Source organism: Haloferax sulfurifontis ATCC BAA-897 (assembly GCF_000337835.1).
GTDB classification, from domain to species: Archaea; Halobacteriota; Halobacteria; order Halobacteriales; family Haloferacaceae; genus Haloferax; species Haloferax denitrificans.
Map to the genome: position 1 here is coordinate 79,870 of NZ_AOLM01000024.1, position 19,596 is coordinate 99,465.

19 protein-coding genes are annotated in these 19,596 nt (G+C 58.4%); 9 read left to right on the forward strand and 10 right to left on the reverse strand.

Features of this window, described 5'->3' with window-relative positions; translation table 11 throughout:
- Window positions 1–110 precede the first annotated feature (110 nt).
- Both C441_RS14595 and C441_RS14600 read left to right on the forward strand, forming a co-directional pair.
- The gene (locus C441_RS14595; RefSeq protein ID WP_004970264.1) at window positions 111–620 is read left to right on the forward strand and encodes a DUF7529 family protein; all 510 of its coding nucleotides are present in this window, start codon (window positions 111–113) and stop codon (window positions 618–620) included.
- A 103-nt stretch (window positions 621–723) separates the two neighbouring features.
- Window positions 724–1,149 (forward strand): EamA family transporter, encoded by a 426-nt coding sequence (locus tag C441_RS14600; RefSeq protein WP_007275770.1) that lies wholly within the window; start codon window positions 724–726, stop codon window positions 1,147–1,149.
- Between the two features lie 106 nt (window positions 1,150–1,255).
- Here the strand turns inward: C441_RS14600 and C441_RS14605 are convergent, their stop codons facing one another.
- Together C441_RS14605 and C441_RS14610 are read right to left on the reverse strand one after the other, a co-directional pair.
- Window positions 1,256–1,723 carry a hypothetical protein gene (locus C441_RS14605; protein WP_007275771.1) on the reverse strand — a complete coding sequence of 156 codons (468 nt, stop codon included), beginning with the start codon at window positions 1,721–1,723 and terminating at the stop codon, window positions 1,256–1,258.
- A 97-nt stretch (window positions 1,724–1,820) separates the two neighbouring features.
- Window positions 1,821–2,249 carry a MoaD/ThiS family protein gene (locus tag C441_RS14610; RefSeq protein WP_007275772.1) on the reverse strand — a complete coding sequence of 143 codons (429 nt, stop codon included), beginning with the start codon at window positions 2,247–2,249 and terminating at the stop codon, window positions 1,821–1,823.
- Window positions 2,250–2,399: 150 nt separating this feature from the next.
- On the opposite strand from C441_RS14610, the gene C441_RS14615 reads away from it, so the two are divergent.
- Together C441_RS14615 and C441_RS14620 are read left to right on the forward strand one after the other, a co-directional pair.
- Window positions 2,400–3,293, forward strand: coding sequence for a UbiA family prenyltransferase (locus C441_RS14615; protein WP_007275773.1), 894 nt, complete (start codon window positions 2,400–2,402; stop codon window positions 3,291–3,293).
- 110 nt (window positions 3,294–3,403) lie between these two features.
- Window positions 3,404–5,185 (forward strand): histidine kinase N-terminal 7TM domain-containing protein, encoded by a 1,782-nt coding sequence (locus C441_RS14620; protein ID WP_049920616.1) that lies wholly within the window; start codon window positions 3,404–3,406, stop codon window positions 5,183–5,185.
- 63 nt (window positions 5,186–5,248) lie between these two features.
- Here the strand turns inward: C441_RS14620 and C441_RS19110 are convergent, their stop codons facing one another.
- A complete protein-coding gene (locus C441_RS19110; RefSeq protein WP_007275775.1) occupies window positions 5,249–6,370 on the reverse strand; it encodes a tyrosine-type recombinase/integrase in 1,122 nt (373 codons plus the stop codon).
- 628 nt (window positions 6,371–6,998) lie between these two features.
- On the opposite strand from C441_RS19110, the gene C441_RS19115 reads away from it, so the two are divergent.
- Both C441_RS19115 and C441_RS19575 read left to right on the forward strand, forming a co-directional pair.
- Entirely contained in the window at window positions 6,999–7,424 is a 426-nt protein-coding gene (locus tag C441_RS19115) for an MBL fold metallo-hydrolase (protein ID WP_007275776.1), read from the forward strand.
- A 141-nt stretch (window positions 7,425–7,565) separates the two neighbouring features.
- Window positions 7,566–7,850, forward strand: a complete 285-nt coding sequence (locus C441_RS19575) for a hypothetical protein (RefSeq protein ID WP_152420735.1) — start codon at window positions 7,566–7,568, stop codon at window positions 7,848–7,850.
- Between the two features lie 56 nt (window positions 7,851–7,906).
- Here C441_RS19575 and C441_RS14625 read toward each other — a convergent pair whose 3' ends face one another.
- A complete protein-coding gene (locus C441_RS14625; protein ID WP_007275777.1) occupies window positions 7,907–8,728 on the reverse strand; it encodes an IS5 family transposase in 822 nt (273 codons plus the stop codon).
- A gap of 88 nt (window positions 8,729–8,816) precedes the next feature.
- On the opposite strand from C441_RS14625, the gene C441_RS14630 reads away from it, so the two are divergent.
- Together C441_RS14630 and C441_RS14635 are read left to right on the forward strand one after the other, a co-directional pair.
- Window positions 8,817–9,842 carry a lamin tail domain-containing protein gene (locus C441_RS14630; RefSeq protein ID WP_007275778.1) on the forward strand — a complete coding sequence of 342 codons (1,026 nt, stop codon included), beginning with the start codon at window positions 8,817–8,819 and terminating at the stop codon, window positions 9,840–9,842.
- Window positions 9,842–10,141 carry a DUF3006 domain-containing protein gene (locus tag C441_RS14635; RefSeq protein WP_007275779.1) on the forward strand — a complete coding sequence of 100 codons (300 nt, stop codon included), beginning with the start codon at window positions 9,842–9,844 and terminating at the stop codon, window positions 10,139–10,141. The genes C441_RS14630 and C441_RS14635 overlap by 1 nt, the downstream gene beginning before the upstream one ends.
- Window positions 10,142–10,164: 23 nt before the next feature.
- Here C441_RS14635 and C441_RS19120 read toward each other — a convergent pair whose 3' ends face one another.
- The 4 genes from C441_RS19120 to C441_RS14650 all read right to left on the reverse strand — a co-directional run bounded on the left by C441_RS19120 (window position 10,165) and on the right by C441_RS14650 (window position 13,610).
- Window positions 10,165–11,094, reverse strand: coding sequence for a transcription initiation factor IIB (locus C441_RS19120; protein WP_083874926.1), 930 nt, complete (start codon window positions 11,092–11,094; stop codon window positions 10,165–10,167).
- A gap of 386 nt (window positions 11,095–11,480) precedes the next feature.
- Window positions 11,481–12,029 (reverse strand): SWIM zinc finger family protein, encoded by a 549-nt coding sequence (locus tag C441_RS20600; RefSeq protein ID WP_338041846.1) that lies wholly within the window; start codon window positions 12,027–12,029, stop codon window positions 11,481–11,483.
- A gap of 239 nt (window positions 12,030–12,268) precedes the next feature.
- Window positions 12,269–12,535: an AAA family ATPase gene (locus C441_RS14645; RefSeq protein WP_007275782.1), complete on the reverse strand. Its 267-nt coding sequence runs from the start codon at window positions 12,533–12,535 to the stop codon at window positions 12,269–12,271.
- Window positions 12,536–12,725: 190 nt separating this feature from the next.
- A complete protein-coding gene (locus tag C441_RS14650) occupies window positions 12,726–13,610 on the reverse strand; it encodes a hypothetical protein (protein ID WP_007275783.1) in 885 nt (294 codons plus the stop codon).
- Window positions 13,611–13,779: 169 nt separating this feature from the next.
- Between C441_RS14650 and C441_RS20325 the strand changes: the two genes are divergently transcribed.
- The gene (locus C441_RS20325; RefSeq protein WP_007275784.1) at window positions 13,780–14,394 is read left to right on the forward strand and encodes a winged helix-turn-helix domain-containing protein; all 615 of its coding nucleotides are present in this window, start codon (window positions 13,780–13,782) and stop codon (window positions 14,392–14,394) included.
- A 323-nt stretch (window positions 14,395–14,717) separates the two neighbouring features.
- On the opposite strand, the gene C441_RS19730 is transcribed toward C441_RS20325, so the two are convergent.
- Window positions 14,718–18,233: a tetratricopeptide repeat protein gene (locus tag C441_RS19730; protein WP_161618824.1), complete on the reverse strand. Its 3,516-nt coding sequence runs from the start codon at window positions 18,231–18,233 to the stop codon at window positions 14,718–14,720.
- Between the two features lie 199 nt (window positions 18,234–18,432).
- Window positions 18,433–19,284 carry a hypothetical protein gene (locus tag C441_RS14665; RefSeq protein WP_007275786.1) on the reverse strand — a complete coding sequence of 284 codons (852 nt, stop codon included), beginning with the start codon at window positions 19,282–19,284 and terminating at the stop codon, window positions 18,433–18,435.
- Window positions 19,285–19,596 lie beyond the last annotated feature (312 nt).

Genomic DNA, 19,596 nt, shown 5'->3' on the forward strand with positions numbered 1-19,596 from the left:
GGTTGTTGACAAGTCGCAGGAGAACCGCGATCTCCCGCGTGACGCGCGAACGCGAGCGACAGCGGCGAGAGAAGCCAAAGTTTAGGTAGCGGACTCCGACACCATGCCGCATGGAAGAACATCCGCTCTCGGACGAGTCGGGCACGTGGGAGACGGTGGTCGCAGAGTGCGAGTCGCTCGCCGACGACTATCGGGAGCGAGACTGGACCGTCGTCGTCGCCCTCCCGGGGGACGTGGTTCCGGTCCCCGGCACGGGTGACGAAGTGGTCGAACACGTCGGTCTCGACGTGGTCGTCGGCGACGACGTCTACCCCGACCTCGAAGCCGCCGTCGAGGGCGCGACGTTCGACGAGTACGAGGCGTTCCGCGCGGTCTCCGGCGGTCTCGTCTACCTCGCGCTCGTCGTCCGCGCCACCGACGACGAAGTCGCCGTCTGTCTCCCCTTGTACTACCGGCTCGCGGAGTCCGAACGCATGTTCTCGCTCCTCGACGCGGGCGAGACGATGCGGACGAAGGTCCACCCGCTCGACCCCGACAAGGGCGTCGAGTTCGTCCACGAGGACCCCGACCCGCTCCTCCCGCCGGACTGGGACGCCGACCTCTCGGACGAGTTCGCGTAGTCGGCTCGCCGAACCGAGTCCCACACGCAGGTAGCCGCCCCGTATATACACCGATGGTAATTGAGGTCCGGTTTCTTTTGAATAGCGACGCGAGGCGTCACCGATGGGATTCGCTGAGGTGGACTCGGCCGTCTTGTTCGGCCTGATTACGATGGTGACGTGGGGGATTTGGATAGTCGTGGGCAACGCCGCCTCCGAGTCCATGGACCCGCGGACCGCCGCCGCCATCTCGTATCTCGTCGCGGCGCTTCTCGCGTTCGGCTTCATCGTCGTTTCGGACGCGTCGCTCGCAGTGACGGCGAGGGGCGGACTGCTCGCCGGGGTGGCCGGGCTGTTCACCGGAATCGGCCTCATCTCGATGTACATCGGGTTCACCCACGGCTCGACGACCGTCGTCTCGACCCTCGGAGCCATGTACTTCGTCGTCGCGGCCGTCATCGGAATCGTCGTTCTCGGCGAGAACCTCACACTGACGAAACTCACGGGCATCGCGTTCGCGGTTCTCGGTATCGTCTTAGTTACCCGCTGAGCGGCATCTCAGCCGGTGACACTGCGACTTCATCGCGTCCAACCGTCGCCGCAGAACGCTCGAAACCGATACCTCGACGGCGACGGGCTCGACAGCGGTCCCGCGTCTACTCCTCGCGCTCGTCGTTCGCCGCCTCGCTCACCGAAATCTCCGTCTCGCGGTCCCCCTCCGACTCCTGCCGCAACTCCTCGGCCCGGAGTTCGGCCCGCGTGTAGGCGTCGTACACCGCGTAGAGCCACACCGCGGGCGCGAGGAGGAAGCCGATGAGGACCATCACCGAGACGGACGCGACGATAAAGCCGACCGCGAAGACGAGGCCGCGTTCGAGCTCGCGGTTGTACAGCTGTCCGAGGCCGGGGAATATCGCCGACAGCACCGCCGCGACGAAGGGGTTGCCGCCGTCGAACAGGTCGTCGAGCGCCGAGTCGACCGACGACTTCGGCGGGTCGCGCTGGCGGACCCCGCACTCGGGGCAGATTTCGGCGCGCGCGTCGATGACCGCGCCGCAGTCGCGGCAGAACGCCTCGTCCGGGCCGCGTTCGCGAGTCGAGTCGTCCGTGGAGGGCGATGACATACCGGCTATCTGTCGGCCGGGGACGTCAGTCCTGCGGCTGTCAAGCGTCGCGGACGACTCGCGGCCGCGCCCGAGTTGACCCCCTCCGCGACCCCGCTCACAGGCAGAACAGAAACGGCTTCATCAGCGCGACGCGGTCGCCGTCTTCGAGTCGCGTGTCGAAGCCGTCGAGGTTCTCGTTGAACACGCCGTTGACGAGCACGCGAGCGTAGGGCCGCGTCTGCTCCCCTTCGGGGTTCTTCCGCCACGTCCCCGGCGGGCGCTCCACTCGCGCCCACCCCCGCGTCGTCGCGTCCGCCTCGCGCTCGGCGATGACGAGGTCGCGCACGTCGTACGCCGCGAAGAACGCCTCGAGGAACGACCGGAGCGTCTCGCCCTCGAAGGTGAACTCCGTCCGGTGGGTGCCCGCGGCCGACCTGACGTGGCCGGTCAGTTTGACCTCGACGGTCGTCTCCACTCGCTCGGCTGTCGCCGCCGTCTCTCCCGTCGCCGTCGTCTCCGCCCGCCCGGCTGTCGGCGTCTTCATGCGTCCTCGTACGCGCCGAGGGGGAATGAGCGCGGCCCCGAACACGTTCGTCCGCGAGCGCGAAGCGGACAACTGGAGAAAACTGTTCGACCGGGAAGAACTGTTGTCCGCCTCACAACTAATTTGCCGGCGATACGATTCGAAGGTGTGATGCAAATCGTTCCACCCCGCCTGTACGGTGCGGTCGTCCACAGTTCAGTGTTCCTCGGCGCGTCGACCATCGCCGAAGTGTTCGTCGCGTCCTCGCTCGCCGGTATCGGACCGAACGTCGCCCTCGCCGTCGGCTTTCTCATCACCGTCGGCATCTACAACTTCGACAAGCTCGCGGACCTCGACGCCGACGAGGAGAACTACGCGGAGCGGACCGCGTTCGTCGCCGCCCACCCGCGGCTGTACGCCGGCTTCTCCGCGCTCGCAATCGTCGGCGCGCTCTGGCTCGCCGTCCGGCACGGCGGCGTCTACGGCCTCGGGCTGACGCTGTTCCCGGGCGTCGTCGCGGTGTTCTACAGCGCCCCGCTCGTCCCGCTTCCGTCCGTCGACCGGCTCAAAGACATCTTCCTCGTCAACACCGCCTCGGTGTCGCTCGCGTGGGCGGTCCTCGTCGGGTTCGCCCCGCTCGCGGTCGCCGCGACGACGTCCGAATACGCCGCCGGCGCGACTGTCGCGGCGGTCTGGTTCTTCCTTCGCTCGGCCATCTCGGTCGAGGTGCACAACGTCCGTGACGTGTCGGGCGACGCGCGAAACGGCGTCGAAACCCTGCCGACGGTCATCGGCGTCCGCCGCACGCAACTGAGCCTCTACGCACTGGAACTGGTCTCCGTCGGACTCGTGTGGGCCGCGGCGCGCGCCGGCGTGGTTCCCGCGTGGGCCCCGGTCGCGCTCTTGCCCGCGGTCGCCTACTCGACGTGGATCACCTACGCGCTCACCGGGACGGACCGGTCGGTCGAGCGGCTCTGTACGCTCCGCGACGCCGAGGGCGTGCTGATGGCCGTCGGCATCGCGGTCGTCGCCGCGGTCGCCGGAACCGGCGGGACGCTCGGGTGACGCGTCGACCAGAGCCGAGACGCTGGACCGACGCGGCGCCGGTCCGCGTCGAGACAGCCACCGCAGATTCTCGAATACTCTTTTGTTACACCGTGTGAATTACCACTGTAGTGACTCCGAACCACGAGTGGGGAACCATCGGCCAGTTGGTGTTCGGGGGAACGGTGAGTTCCCAACTCCTCACACAGCCGACCCCCCTCGTGGTCGTCGTCGTCGGGTTGATGGTCACCACCGGGGTCGTAAGTGGCTACGTCGCCTTGTTCGCGTGGCGGCGGCGGGCGATGCCCGGAGCCAGCGGGTTGGCCGTCCTCGCGCTCGCCAGCGGCTGGTGGTCGTCGGGCTATCTCCTCGAACTCGTCGTCTCGGACGTGGCGCTCAAGCTCACGCTCGCCGACCTGCAGTGGGTCGGCGTCCTCGCGGCCCCCATCGCCTGGTTCTTCTTCGCGTTCTCCTACGCCGGCCGAGACCGCTTTACCTCGCCGCCGTCGCTTTGCGTCCTCTCGTTGCTCCCGGCGGTCGGCCTCCTCGCCGTCTGGACCAACTCCGCACACCACATGATGTGGACCTCGGTCAGCGTCGTTCCCGCCGTGGGACGGACCATCACCGTCCTCCAGACGGAGTGGGGGCCGCTGTACTGGATCGTACTGGGATACAGCTACCTGCTGTGGCTCGCCGGCGCAATCGTCATCTTCCGGACGGCGCTCGACATGCCGAACATCTACCGCTTGCAGGCGACGACCCTCATCCTCGGGACGCTGATGCCCGTGCTCGGGAACTTCGCGACGACCCTCCTCGAACTCTACGGCGCGGCGATCGACATGACTCCCGCGGCGTTCGCGTTCGCGGGGCTCGCCTGCACCGTCGCAATCAGCCGCTACGAACTCCTCGAATCCCGGCCGGTCCCGCGGTGGGTCGCCCGCGACCGCGTCGTCGAGACGATGGCCGACGCGGTGGTCGTCACCGACACCAAATGGCGCGTCACCGACGTCAACCGGGCGGCCGCGCAGGTTCTGAACGATACCCCCGCCGAGCTCAAGGGCCGTCCCGTCGGGGACGTCGTCGAGGAGTTCTCGCCCGACCAGCGGGACACAGACCAAGTCACGGTCAGACTCGGGTCGAGCCAGCGGTACTTCGAACTCCGGACGAGCTCCTTCTGCGACCATCACGGCCGCGATATCGGCCACGCGCTCGTCTTCCGCGACGTGACCGACCGCCGGCTGAACCTCCAGCAACTCGAAGTGATGAACCGCGTCCTCCGCCACAACCTCCGGACCGAGGCGAACCTCCTCGAAGGCTACGCCAACCTCGTCTTGGACGACATCGACGGCGGCGAGTTCGACGACGCGCGGGACCACGCGCAGACGCTCCAAGACCACGCGCAGACGCTCGTCAACATCAGCCAGAAGGCGCGAAAACTCGGCGCGACCCGCGGCAGTGACGGGAACGGCGACGCTCGACTCCACCCCGCCGCCGTCCAGATACGCGCCGCCGCGGACGCCGTCCGCACCGACTTCGCCTGCGCGAACGTCCGGCTCCTCGAACTCCCCGACAACGACGTGGTCTGTGCGCCCACGCTCGAACCCATCGTCCGGGAACTCGTCGAAAACGGCGTCGAGCACAACGGGTCGTCGACGCCGGTCGTCTCCGTGACGGCGAGCTGGGAGGACGACGAACTCGTGATTCGAATCGAGGACAACGGGCCCGGCATCAACGCGAGCGAACTCGCCGCCATCAACGCCCACGGCGAGACGCAACTCAGACACGCGAGCGGTCTCGGCCTCTGGCTGGTGAAGTGGGGTATCGACCAGCTCGGCGGCACAGTCGTGTACCACCGCCGCGAGGTGGGCGGGACCGAGGTGGTGCTTCGGATTCAGGCGGTGCGAGGCGAATGAGAAGGGTTCAGTGACCCGGTGAGATAATTGTAGGATAGACCATCGTTCCTAAGAGGGACAGTACTACGCTTCCTCGATTAATTTGTAGATATCCGCTCGGTATGTTGCTTCAATATCTTCGTAGTAGGCGTGAAGATATGCATCGATCCCACTACTGTTCGTAAAGCTACCAGTCCGGTCGCCTCGGAGATATTTCACGAGTTGCCGGTTCAGGTTTTGTTCGACACGCCAATACGTGGTGAACCGATGCCGACCGAAATGACTTGTAATCGGTCGATGCGCGTCCGTTTCTGCATACTTCGGGTGGAAGTTCATCTTCCATACCTTGTTCACACCTTTCACAGTTATCTGGGTGTGGCTTTTTTTCGACAGAAACAACCATGGCTCACCGTTCTTGGGTCGTGCGTATAGGTAGCGGTCCAGAAGCGACCGTAGTTCTGTATCTAACGGGAGGAGCCGCGGTCGAACCGATTTATTCCCGTCCCGCTCATCTCGCGACGGGATGTACACGAGGTTTGTCCTCGTGCCTAATGCTTCATGCGACCCCAGCGTTGGATATGCTTCATTTGTAAGCGACGCTGTTAGCCGGAAGTCGTCGAGACGAAGGTTCGAAACTTCACCAGCGCGCAGGCCAAGCTTCAACTGAAGCATAATGAGTGTCCTCTCCCGGAGATTGGTTACTGAGACAATCATATCCCGGAGCTCTGAAATCGTGACCTTTCGATGTTCCTTAGTCTTCTTGACACGCAACGAAACCCGTTTCTTGGCTAGCTCGAATGGATTGTAACCGTCTTTATGTGGGAACACGGGGTCTGCCTGCCAGTACTGATACGCCCGGTTGAGCTTGCGCAGTTTTTCTTTAACCGTTCGTGCCGTGTTTCCGCGGCCACCCTCTTTTTTTGGTGTACGCTGTATCTCAATGTAGGCCTCGACGTGTTCGAGAGCAGGACAAGCCGGGTGTCGTCCTATCTCACACATATGTGAGCGCCACTCGTCGAAGACATACGCAAAGTATCCTCGAGTTGCTGATGAGAGATCTCGTGTGTTTAGCACTTCCTCGGAGAACACCTCGAATGGGTCGACGGTCGTTTTGTTGAACGTTGGTTCAAGCGCGGCAAGTGGGTCGGTCGACTGACTAAACTCCTCTGCTAACGTCTCACGAGGTGTTGGCGGCTGTTCAGTCACGCAGAATCACCTCCCTTGTGCCGTGGGCGAACAGTCTCCCATTTCTGAATTTTCACATCCCAGATGTCAGCAGCACCACCGGCGACGACAGCAAGCATTACTGGAGAATACCGATGTGGGTGGTTGGTATGCCACAACAACCAATCGTAGAAGCGCCTGATACGAACCCAGTAATTGTACGCGGTTGCAGCTGACTTATCATCCAGAAGGCGTCGACACCAACGCTCAACGTGTGTTGGCGTCGCAAGGGCATGATGACGCTGCAATTCGTCCATATGTTCGAGCCAATGTGATCCAACTCGATCGACTGCCTCGTTGTACCGTAGACCAGAGCCACGCCCGTACTCGTATTCCTCACAAAATTCGGACCACGTGTCTCGGCCCTGGTACGTCGGCTGATGCCGTGACAGCAGGTGAATCTCAGGAACGTCGCCAATACGAGCGTATATCCCAACACGATCTATCGCGTCTCTTGATTTCGTTCGTCTCATACGGAATCGTCGACTGAATACAGCCGACACCCCTGTCGGCTGTTATAAAATTACTCACGACTCCAGCGTACACGACCAAGTAGGAAGCCCACTCGGCGACGACTAAAGCATAAACCACCTGCAGCCGATGTCGTCGTATGACTCTCCAGGTTCGGACGATTGCAGTCGTCCTCCTTGTCTTCATCGCCGGCTGTACCGGTGCCAGTGGCCCCACATCTGAGACGGGGGCAGGCGCATCGTCGACAGCAACACCGACACCGACTGCGACAACACAGGCAACCCAGACTGTCGCGTCGGTCAATGGATCACTCGACGTCCACTTCATCAACGTCGGCCAGTCAGTCAGTACGCTCCTCGTCGCACCCAATGGTGAGACAATGCTGATCGATACCGGCGATTTCCGAGACGACGGTGAACACGTGCTTTCGTACCTCCAAGCACACGAGATCGACCGCATCGACCATCTCGTAACCTCCCATTCCGATGCGGACCATATTGGTGGGAACGCGGCTGTTATCGACTACTTGGCTCTGTTGAAATCCTATTTTTCAAATATATTCTGATCTGGAACAATTGTGTGATGCGTATGCAGATCGGTCGCTGTTCCGACTCTATGGGTCTTGCTCAGGGAGTTGGGAGTCTGTCATTCGGCCACAACTGATGCGCTACAAAAAACATATGAGCCGGAGAGCAGACTTCTAAGTATGCCCTCCAAGCGTGATCTTCTCGGAAAAGAATATTCACCTAATGGGCCAAACTGGTCAGAGTTTCAGTGGAGCCGTATTTTCGCTTTTATTAGCGGAGTAAGTATTACTGTGCTCTACCTCTGGATGAATCCATTTCAGTATATTCCAGACTGGACTGCTGCGGCTATCGGAGCGGTTCCTGTTGGATTCCTCCTCTATAGCTTCAGCTCGCAGTCTTGGCAAACCTGTGCGAAAATCGCCGCCGGTGTTGCAATCGGAATTGGTCTTGGAACCTATTTTTGAGTCGCTTGGTACGATCAGTGTAGGTAGGCTTTCCGATTCTACTCTACATCTAACGTTCAGAGCGTCTTGTCGATGTTGTGCGTGAGACAGGCGATAGTGAGTTCACGGAACTGCTTCCACCACAGTCGTGAGCGAACGAACGCACCGTACTTCCGCTTGAGCGTTGAGTTGACCGTCTCTGATTGACTCCGCTGGCCGTAGAGATCAGCGTTCAACCGTGCGTTCCATGCCTTGTGGAGCGATGTGAACTCACGATGCTTGATCAGTGGACGAACCTCGTGTTGCCGGGCAAGCCGTCTGATCTTCTGGTCGTCGTAGCCCTTGTCACCGAGCAGAATGCCAATATTTTCGCGGTTGCGCTTGATCAACGACGGCGCAATCTGGCTATCGTGTTTTCGTGTCGTCGTCACATGTAGATCGAGGATTGCGTTCACTTTCGTATCGACCAGCAGCGTCACTTTGAGCTGCTGAATCGTGAGTTCAGTTCGTTTCGTGTAGTGTTTCGAGGCGTGGCTGCGGTCGAACCCCGAAGCATCGACTCCAACGATACCGTTTGTCGGAAGTAGCGTCGCTGAGAGAGCCAACAAAACACGCCATACGGCCATATCAAGTCGGTTGAACGCCTTACAGAGCGTTGATGACGTAGGAAGCTCAGCTAATCCAAGAACTCGACGAATGCGTGGCATCTCGATCAGTTCGTCAAGCAGACCACGATAGGTCGTGTTCTTCCGAACTTTGAGACAGAGCAGAACAACGTGCTGCGGAAGTGTATAGCGGTGTTTAGAGAATTTCGAGGAGTACCGAGAGACCGCCCGGCGTGCCAGATGGATCGCCTTCTCAGTAAACCGGAGAATCTGCGACTTCGGGAGGGCCTTCATCCCGTCGAATTACGGGACGAACATGTAACTCTCTGAGGATTTCAACAGAGCCGACTACTTCGAAACGCAGGCGGACGGCATTGGTGCGGTGTACGACCCCGGGATTACCTCTACATCAAATACGTACGACACATATCTCGACGCCGTCGAACAACACGACGTGCCGCTCTATCGAACACAGGCCGGTGATGAAATCCAAATGGGTGCGGTGACCTCACAGGTCCTATCGCCACCCGAAGGCTACCTGGCAAACGAAGACCGCAACGAGAACAGCATCGTCCTCATGACTCAGTTCGGGTCGACGGGCTTCCTGTTTACCGGCGACGCAGAACACGAAGCCGAAGAGTATCTCGTCGACACGTACGGCTCGCAGTTGCACGCGACGGTGCTCAAAACGGGCCACCACGGTTCGGGTGGAAGTACGACGGCCCCGTTCTTGGCGGCGGTCCAACCGAACGTCGCCGTCATCTCGAGCGCATACGACTCTCAATACGGACATCCAAACGAAGAGACGCTGTCCCACCTGGCAGCGCAGTCCATCCCAACGTACTGGACGGCAACGCACGGGACGATTGTCTTCGAAAGCGACGGCCAACAAGTCACCGTTCGCACCCAACGCGATGCACCGACCGACCCGACACAACTCCGCGAGGGGACGGCTATCGAACCGGAAATGACTGGGGAGGTGACGGCGCGGACGACCATCACGACCGACGGGACGGTCGCGACGCTCACGCCGGTCGCAACCGACGGGGGGACTGAGACCGAGACCGGGGTGGCATCTGCGTCGCTTGCCGTCGCCGACGTACACGCCGACGCGTCGGGGACAGATACGGACAATCTGAACGACGAGTACATCGTCTTCGAGAACACCGGAAGCGAGACGCTCGATATCTCCGGATGGACTGTCTCCGATGCCGCAGGTCGGACGTACACCTTCCCATCGGGGACGACACTTGACGCAGGTGCGACGGTCAACCTCCACACCGGGACTGGGACGGATACGTCGACAGACTACTACTGGGGTTCAGGGTCGGCCATTTGGAACAACGGTGGCGACACCATCACCGTGGTAGATAATACCGGCGCGGTCGTAGTTGAGGAGACATATTGATGATTCCAGACGGGACGTACACGGCGACAGTCGACCGATTCGAGGATGACCACGCGGTATTGCTCGTCGAATCTGACGGTCGGGATATCGACCAACTCGTCGTCGACCGCGATGCGTTACCGTGGCGAGCAAGAACCCAAAATGCAGTCGTGACGATTTCGGTCGTCGACGGCGAATATGACGGTGGCCAGTACGAACCCGACAAAACCGAGGCGCGAGCCGAGGCCGCTCAATCACGCTTCGACCGACTCTCGCGACGCCCGCCGTCTGCTGACAACGCGGACGACGAAGATGCCTAAGTAGACGGCTGTCGTCGTGTTCCTCACGCCAGTGCTGTCAGTTCGACGTAGCGCGCTCTGAGTGTTGGCACCGAAACATCCGCGAGTGCGGCGAGTGCAGTCTGTGTGGGTCCCACATCGAACTCACTTCCCGCGAGGTACAGACACGCTGCCGCGACACCAGCCGGGTTTCGTCCGTTTGTAATCCCTTCCTCATCCGCACTCGTTGCGAGTTCGTACGCCCGCGACTGCACCTGTGAGGAGAGTCCGCTGTCCGATCCGAGCCGAGTGACGTACGTCCGCGCGGTGACCACCTGTGCATCGATTCCTAACTCGCTGTTGAGCGCCCGATAGCCCGTCTGAACCTGGGCACACGAACAGCGCGCGACGCTCGCGATTTCATCACGTGGGCGTGGAAGGCCACGACGACGACACGTCGCATACAGGCTCCCCGCAGCAATCATCTCGACTGACCGTCCTCGAATGAGGTCTGCGTCTTGGGCGCGCCGGTAGAGCTGACTGGCTTCTTCGATGAGATTCCACGGGAGGTCGAGTGCGCTCCCCATCCGGCTAATCTCACTGAGCGCCGTCGCGAGATTCCGCTCCGCTTTCGTCTCGAAGCGTGCTCGACGGTGTTCGCGCCGAAGTCGGTGGAGTTGTCGCCGCTTCTTGGCAGACACCGTCTGGCCGTTCGCATCACGGTTGTAGCCGATTTCTGCGGAGACGCCTCTGTCATGTCGCGCTGGGGTGATTTGGCCACCCGTTCGCGGAACTGAGTGTGGGTCCTCGTCGAACACACGCGGACCGTGCGTGTGGTCGAAATAGTACTGGTCAACGATGAGGCCGCATCCCTCACAGGCCGTTTCACCGCCGTCTGTCGTGAGTCGTCCGTCACATTCGGGACACTCGCTAGCGTCGATGGATTTTCCGCACGATTCGTCGAAGGATCGCTCGTAGATTTCTCTCAGAGACATGGTTGTCGGTCGTGAGATGGCCTGATTCGCCACCCCGCACCCCTCAGGGGGAGATACAATTGGCTGGCGGTGCGCTCCGGGTTGCAGCGTGTCGTCGTCGCGCCGACACGACCTACACCGACTGGGACGGACAGTCCTGTTCGAACCCAGACGGCTCATTCCGTTCTTCGCTGCATTGGACACAGCGCCAGACGCGCCGCCGGCTCTGGTCGAACTGCGCGAGTGTTTCGAGCGACGATGTGACGTCATCATCCCACTCGGTGACGACGAGAATCTCGTGTCCGGTCGGTGTTTGTTCGGCGATACCACTGTCGTGTTCGGTGTGTTTCGTTGCCATCGGAAGTGCGAGGTGAGTGTCCCCGCACCCCCCAGGGGGGAGATAAAATTCACCGCGATTGCCGAATCGTCTTCGTCTCTCGTCGCGACTCTCGTGCACATCGTGCGAAGCGGCCGTCCGGCTGAGGCAGGATGCGCGTCCGGAGTTCGAACAACACCCGTCTGAGGTGCTTGCACTCGACGCCGCGTTTCTGGTGGTCTGGGCAGGTACACGTGCCCGCCGCGATATCTACCTCGTAAGTGTTCCCGCTCGACGACTCGACATCGTAGCGCGGACCGACGGTCCCGAATCGGGCGGTCATCGATTCGGTGAGTGCTTTCCACGTCCGCGGATCCTCAACTGCGTAGCCGCCGTCGCTTACGAGCGGGCGATCGGGTGTCGCGCAACACGACTCGCGGAACTCGTCGCGCCGATTCCGCTCGTGACCACAGTTCCGACAGCGCCAAAAGCGCGTTCGATAGCCGTCGCCGTCGGACAGTTCGATATCGTAGTTAGTTGGCTTGCTTCCTGGCAGCCACTCAGTCACACGAACGAGGTCGTGGCCACGGTGAGTGGCTGACGCTGCGGACTGTCTGGTGGGTGGTCGATTCGTAGTCATTGGAACGGCGAGCGCTTGTGGTGAGCCCCCGCACCCTGTGTGGGGGCGATAAAATTGCTCGGCGGTCGCTCACGCCCATCGGGCCAGCGATGTCTCAGTCGTGTCCGCGAGCGCTCGTTCGATGCGTGCCTGGTTCCACCCACACAGAGCCAACACGCCCGTTGCCGCCCCGAATCAGCGCCGTCGCGTAGAACCCGGCATCGTATGTCGACGGCGCTTCTTCGCGGAGCGCAACGCATTCACGAGCGCTTGTCGTACGCTTCGAGTCGCGAAATGAGTTCGTCGTGCAGTGTCGACCCGCGGTGGATGTCTGTCGCCAACCCGAAGTTGTCGAGGATCAGATAGAGCGCACGGAACTGTGTATGACTCCACCAGCAGTTGAGATGGATCGCCTGCACCGTTGGGACGGCCTCTGTGAGCTGGTTTCTGACGTATTTTGCTGTTACCGTCTTCCCAGCACCCGTCAAGCCGGTGATGATAACCGACTGGCCAGACGCCCCGTCCACAAACGGCCGGAGGACGGACTCAAAGTGCGTGAGTTCCGCATCCCGATGTTAGGTCGTTGGACAAACCCCTCGTCGAGCACCTCAGCGTCCCGAATCATGTGTCATGGTTGGCTGGGGCAGTTATGGGCGCCAGGTACAGAGTGAAACTGGAGCCAGTGCGGTTCTTCGGGAGGCTACCCGCGTCTCCACACTACCGGCCTCGTTGGTTCCCTCTGACTGCACCATTAACCGCCCCGAGTATCGACACCGTCACCGACCGAATCCGATTGAGCCGTTCGAGAACCGAATCGGCGTCCTCACCCGCCCACGCAGCGAGGTAGAACGCCGAATTACACACATCTAATCCGAACTGGCGACCGACGAGATACGCGACTGCTTCGGCTTCAACTTCGCGCAGCGACTGCTCTGGCAGGCTCGTCCGGTCTGCATGCAACAATCCATGAGCGAACTCGTGGACGAGCGTCGTAGCCATGTCCGCCTCATTCGGCTGCTGTCTGACTGCGACGCTCGGTCGCTGTCCGTGCGGGAACTCACACACACCGCGCGCAGCGCCGTGGAACCATTCACTCGGGGAGACGACCGACACATCCAACCTAAGCGACTCCGCCGCAGCACAGAGCACGGGGACGAGGCCGTTCGCATCACCATACGTGGCAGTCTCCAACGACGGAAGCGACTCGCCGGTTGTCTGTGATACGTCGAACACGGGGACTGGCTTGAACGAGCGCAGTTGACTTGACCACTCAGAGTACGGCACACCGTCGCTCTCACAGTCGTCGTCGTGGCTGGACTTCGGTTCGCCACAGGCCGGACACACTTTGGCCGTGATCGGAGCCCAGATCCAAATCGCCGACTCACCTTCCGAGACCTGTCTGTCGAACTCGGTTTGCCAGGTTCGGTAGCCCGCGACGTGCGTCGCGTCCGGACATTGCAACGAGATGAGCAGGCTGTTCCGCGCCGAGTAGCCGTGAAACCGGCTCTGGGCGTCAAGCCACCGCTGGAACGCCTCGCTTGCGCGTGCGGTAGTCGTCTCGGAGAGGAGATCGGTAATCCAGTCATCGAGTGCGTCATGCATCTCGTCGGCACGAGTGGGTGCGTCGCTGAACGTCGCTGTCTGTGGAGCTGTGTCTGGCTGTGACATTTCGAATCAGCAGGGCGAGTTGCCGCCCCGCACCCGAAGGGGGCAGATAAAATCAGCAAACTCCAGCAAAGCCATTTTACTTACTGCGCTCGTACGACGACCAATGACCGGAGTAGACTCCTCCACAACACCGTGGCAAGGTGACGTCAACGAGGCAGTCATTGCTGACTGGAAAGCAGACACCACGACGTTCGAGCGGATTCGACAGGTAATCGACGTTACAACCAACCCGCAAACTGCCAGCGAAGTTGCTGAACGCGCCCACGTGAGTGAACCAACTGCACGGAAGCACCTCTCAGCGCTCGCTGAGACTGGGCGTGTCAAGGTGATCGCAGCGGACGATGCCACTCGCTACATGCGCGCACCGCAGATGTTGGCGATGCGGCGGATTGCCGACATTCATCGCGAGCACACGAAAGACGAGATTCGACAGGCGATTCGAGACCTAAAAGATGAACGGCAAGCGATCCAAGAACAGTACGACGCGACGACTGTCGACGAGCTGACCTTGGAATTGGAGTCCGGTGCTGACGGGTGGGCAGACCTCACTCGGTGGCAGCAAATTGAGCAGAACCTTGAGATCGCCCAGGCTGCGCTGACGCTCTACGACTTCGACCCAGATGATAGCCGATCTGCAGCGGCTCGGCTCTCTGATCGTGGAAACACGATCCGCGGCCGCGGTGCACTACAGGACGACGCTTCTCATACCACAGCGTAAATGGTAGGCGAGACGGACATTGAGAATATCGAGTTAGTAATTCGGCTGCCACGGCTGGTTGCAATTTGGGCACCGATCTGGGGCCGTTGCAATGTTGTTGTATGACTGGACGTTTCCGCAAGAACTGCACTTCATTTCTCGTGCCATGGCCGCTTCTAATGTCAGCAATTGACTAAATTCTAGGGTGATTGGGCAGCTGGATTTAGTGATGATGCGAGTGCACCCGATCAGTTGTTGAAACAAGTGCGACCAGTCTGCAATAGGAGAGCAGTCCACAACTGGAGTCAAAACGTCACCACGTTCACTTTCCGTACCGACCGCCATCAGTCATGACTGTCATCTTCAGTAGTTTCTACATCCGAATCAGTAACATCTGCCCCACCAGATTGGATGCCCTCAATCTCAACTAGATTACCGTAGCCATCTTCCTGCCGAGGAAGTGACCTAATTGGGTCAACTACTGAAGCACCGTAAATGAGCGCTGTACAAAGATATCTTGCCGCCACAGCAGCAATCTCTGAAGACGAATTAGGGTGTATACCCGAACTCCTCTCTAATAACGTGCTGTACTGGTTTGGCTCAAGATGTTGAGTAATTGTATCGTATAGAATCTCTTCAATTGAATAGAGTCGGCTTTGCTCAACCAGGTCTAAATCTTGTAGTGAAGCTTCTGTTTTCCCGTCTATGAGAATTACAATTGCAGTTTTGAAAACTCTCGCTCGGTGTCCGATGTCATACTGCGTACAGCGAGGCTCATGAGTCTCTGCATGTTCAATCGCTTTCACGAATTTCTTGAGTGCTTGCTCAAGCGTTGTTGTCTTACTATCCTGTACCTCACCACTCTCAAAGGCGGCCCGAACACAGACTAGTCCCGAAAGAAAGGGCTCACGTGCTGGGAGATGGTTATCAGGTGGACTTAGTGCTCGCTGGAATTCATCGAGGTCAATATACTCATCCCCCTCTGGAATCTGTTCAATACGCTCAACATATGGTTTTATATTTTCAAACTCATGTTGTGATTCGTAAATACTCCCAAGGGTATGGAGTACAGTTTGAAGATCTCGATAGTACCCTGCGTCTTGGAACGTGTCGAATGCTTGGCTGAGTAACTGTTCAGCACGTTTCAAATCGCCGTTCAGTTCGCCGTCTCCGTTTTTATATTGTGAGTGAAGTGCATTCGCAATATTCTGCTTACTCCGAGCAACTTCAATTTGATCACCTCGCTCTTGATAGAGCTTTATAGCCCGCTCAGCAGCACGAATCGCATCCGAGTATGCTTCTTTCTCAATGTGCAACAATGCTTGATTACCAGCTAATGTACTGTCTACAGAGCCACCAATAGCATTTTCATCTAATTGTGATTCAGCGATGTCAAGCCACTCGTCAGCAGTATCAATGTGTCCAGCCTCAAGACACGCGAGTGCAACCTGGTTTGCTGTGGCGAAGGCAAACCATTTCAGTTCATTTTCTACTGCTAGCTCGAAAGCACGTCGATGAAGCTCAATCGCTTTCTGGCTTTCACCAATTTCTTGATGGACAAACCCTGAATTATCAAGAACCAATATTTCCAACCAGGGTTCGTTAACCGAATCTAACAGACTGTGTGCTGTTAGATATGCGTCCATTGCTTCGTCGAACTCACCCCTTTGAGTAGCCAAATCACCTTTGTGTAGATGGGCTTTTGAGCGCTGCTCTATCAAAAAATCAGTATCCGAAATGATCGCTTCAAGATCTGCTACTGCGTCTGTCAGGCAACCTGCTCCAATCGCTGCTGCTGCGCGGGTGAGTCGAATAGTGCCTTCGATATCGTTTGGTAAATCTCCGATTGGAACGAGTGGTTGTCTAGGAGAATCAAATAGTTGAACAAGAGATGGATAGTCAACACCAACCTTGTAGAGGACAGTAATGAACACTCCAACAGAACTGTCTGGTGTTGCATCAACTGAATCAAGGAATTTTGAATCGGGGAAACTCGTCCGCAGAGTCTTGAGATGAGTTTCGTCTCTGAGGTCTAAGATCCCCCCGATTAGCTGGCAGACACGTGGCATAACCGACAAGCCCCGTTCATCAATGACGGTTTCAAGATAAATTCGCGACCAGAGTTCATGGCGTAGGCTGTATGACTCTTCAGCACGAAATAGGATTTCATCTTCAAGGATGCTAAGGGCCCGATCGGTTCGCCGCCGATCATACCCAAGTGTAAACAGAAACTCTGGAGAGAACTTTAGTGAGCTCACATTGAGCACATTTACTGCGAGTGCAGCGTCTGCGACGACATCTCGAAGGTCACGCTCAATCGGGTTTGAAGTGACAAAGTTACTACATTCGAATCGAAGCGCCGTTGCCCGGGCATGCTCTGTAAGGGGGTCATGACTATCTTCCGAGCCGTGAATGAGCAAGTAGGTCAGTAAAAGAAGACCACCCTTGGTGTCTTTCTGCTCCTCTACTCGAGTGCACAACTCGTCAGCGGTATAGATAACATCGTCTCCAGTAGCCCTCTGATAACAGTCTATTAGTACACGACAGTCGTCAAGACTTGGATCTGGGAGAGGGTGGTGACTGAATTGAGGAATAAGATGACGAACACGTCGGCTGTGAGATGTCTGCTGAGCAGTCATACGCTTAGTAGCAGTCTCAATATCTGCGTCACGGGCGTCGCAGAGGAAAGCCACTTCTTCATCTTGTTGGTACCGCTCAATTGAGTTCAGTACGTCACTTTGTTCCTCTCTAAGTACATCTTCGACAACAACTAAGACCCGTCCTTCGGATTTCAAGTTCGAAATCTGTGCCTCAAGCTTTCCACGCTGACTAAATTCCGTTTTTTGTGCCTCCCGATAGAGAACTGCCCCGAGTCCACGGTCGTGCCACTTCGTTGCAACTTGCTTACAGACCGTACTTTTACCACTTCCGCTTGAACCGGTGAGTAGCTGAGGGGCACCGGTTTTGAGTTCCATCAATAGTTTCTCAGAGAGGGTCTCTGTTGGTGCTGTCTCTGGTAACTGGCGTTCAATCGCATAGCCCTCAGAAACCTCTGAGAGGCGAAAAGGGCGATTATAACATTGTTTAGGAATTGGAGGGTATTGACGGTAATAGACCGGTGTGAGACGAACAAAGCCGGCATCTCGCAAATCAGACTGCAAGCGCTGTTGAAACTCTTCTTCGACCGTCTCGTGTAATGTTTTCAGTTCGTCACTAATTGCGTTGACTGCAAGTTGTACTTCGGTGACCTCATCAACTGCTTCAATCGACTTCTTTGCTGTTAATGCTTTACTGAATTCAAAAAATAGAGACAGCGATTTCTCAGTTGAATCAACCCCGAAAAGAGTCTGTAGCTCAGAGACTTGCAACTCACCATCTTTCCCGAAAAGACGGGTAACCGAGGCTTCTAGTTCCGCTTGGAGTTCAGGTTCTCGTTGGTAATCTTCGAGTAGCCCTGCAAGTTCCTGGTATTGTCCCCCACCCGCCTGGAGAGCCGCTTTTGCATACTTATCGCCGTTTGGCAAGAATGACGTGAGCTGGCTAGCAACCACGGCACCAATCCGCTGATGGCGTTTGTCCGCGTTTTGCATCTCCTCGGCAAAGTCTCGTAACTTAGTGTCTAATTTTTTAGTTTTGTTTGTTGCAAAGTTTTTTGCTAAAAACCCCGCAGCGCCGCTTTTCAACAGGTATCCAGTTAATCCACCCAACGCAGCACCCGTTACTGGAGAGCCGCTCGTGATCGCACCTAGTCCAGCACCAATCGCATGGGCAGCCTCATCATCAAGCCCTGTCAAACCTTGATGAATCGCTTCAGCGATGAATTCAGAAGAGAACTCCGTGACTGAATCATCGTTTTCCATTGACATCCTAATTCATGTTACCAGTAATAGTTCTGGTGCACAACACAAGGAAACTGGTCACAAGATAGAGAGCAACCAAAACCGTGCGGAGAGGTCGTGGCTGCGCGCGCAGCACCGCAGGTGCGAGCACGGAGCGGTGGGTGGGGAGGTGGGGTCTGGGCTGGTGGAGACGTAAAAAAGAACACACCGCCGGCGACACCTACTCAGCCCACCACGCCTTGCGTTCTGGGAATCTGACGTCCGACCACCCCGTCACAGCCACCGACACGCGCCCTCCGTACCAGCTCTTTGCGACGTTCCGCAGCGTCACCCGCTCGCCTTCTCTCACAACCGATTTTCTCGACTTAGCCCAAATAGTGAATTTTGTCGTTCCAGTCTCATCCTCTATGAGTCCCACTTGTTGAATCGCGCTACTCATAGGCTCCCAAAGTGTCTTCACACGACCTTCAATCGACACCTCTCGACGGCTGACCTCGCTGACCGCCGCAATCGGAATCACCGTCCCGGGTGCCTGTTGGAACTCTTCGAACACACCCACGACCGCACTCATCATCGACTGCCCGTCTGCGATTACCTCGGCCAGTCGCCGACTGATCGCCGCCCGCGACCACCCATCGAGTTTCGACTGCATTCGTCCTGCCTCTCTGTTCACGACGCCCAACTGTTCAGCCGTCAGTTGCTCACGTGGGTCCGGTTCTTCTGGGTCAGCCCACCGATTGACACACCCCGCGCGTTTCTTGAACGCTCTCGTTGCCTCGATACTTTGTTGCTCCACCGCCGTCGCCGTCCGCGCCTCCCGACTCGACGTCTGTCTCCGGTCCCACCGGTCACGCGTCTGTTCGATCTCCCACTCACGTGCAGCCATTCGCTCTTCTTCCGCGAGGGTCAGCCCCCGACCAACCGCGTCCGGATTGTTCAGGTCAACTTTGGCCTGGATTTCGAGTTCAACTGTGGGATGGAGCGCTGGCGTCTCATCGACCACGTCGTCGTCGACCGCTCGATGGTGGTTGGTGTGCGAAACTTCATTATGGAACTGCTTCTTACTACTCATTGTTGATCTCTGAAAGGCGCTCACTCGGCGTCTTCTTCCGACACTACGACTCTCCAGCCGCAGTCTTCTCACAGACTGACCGACACCAATCGTCTCACGGCGACGCCGCCGCGCCTTCGCCGGCTTGTCCGGCGCGGCGCGTCGCCAACAGGTGTCCCTCACAGACGAGCGCGGGGGTGAACCTCGAGGTGAGCGCGCGGTCAGGGCAGTCAATCCACCGACCCGCGGGTCGTCGATCCCGTGCAGGCCGTCCGTCGTAGACGCAACGGCTGAACCGGGACGACGAGACGGTAAGCGGGGGGTTGACAGTCC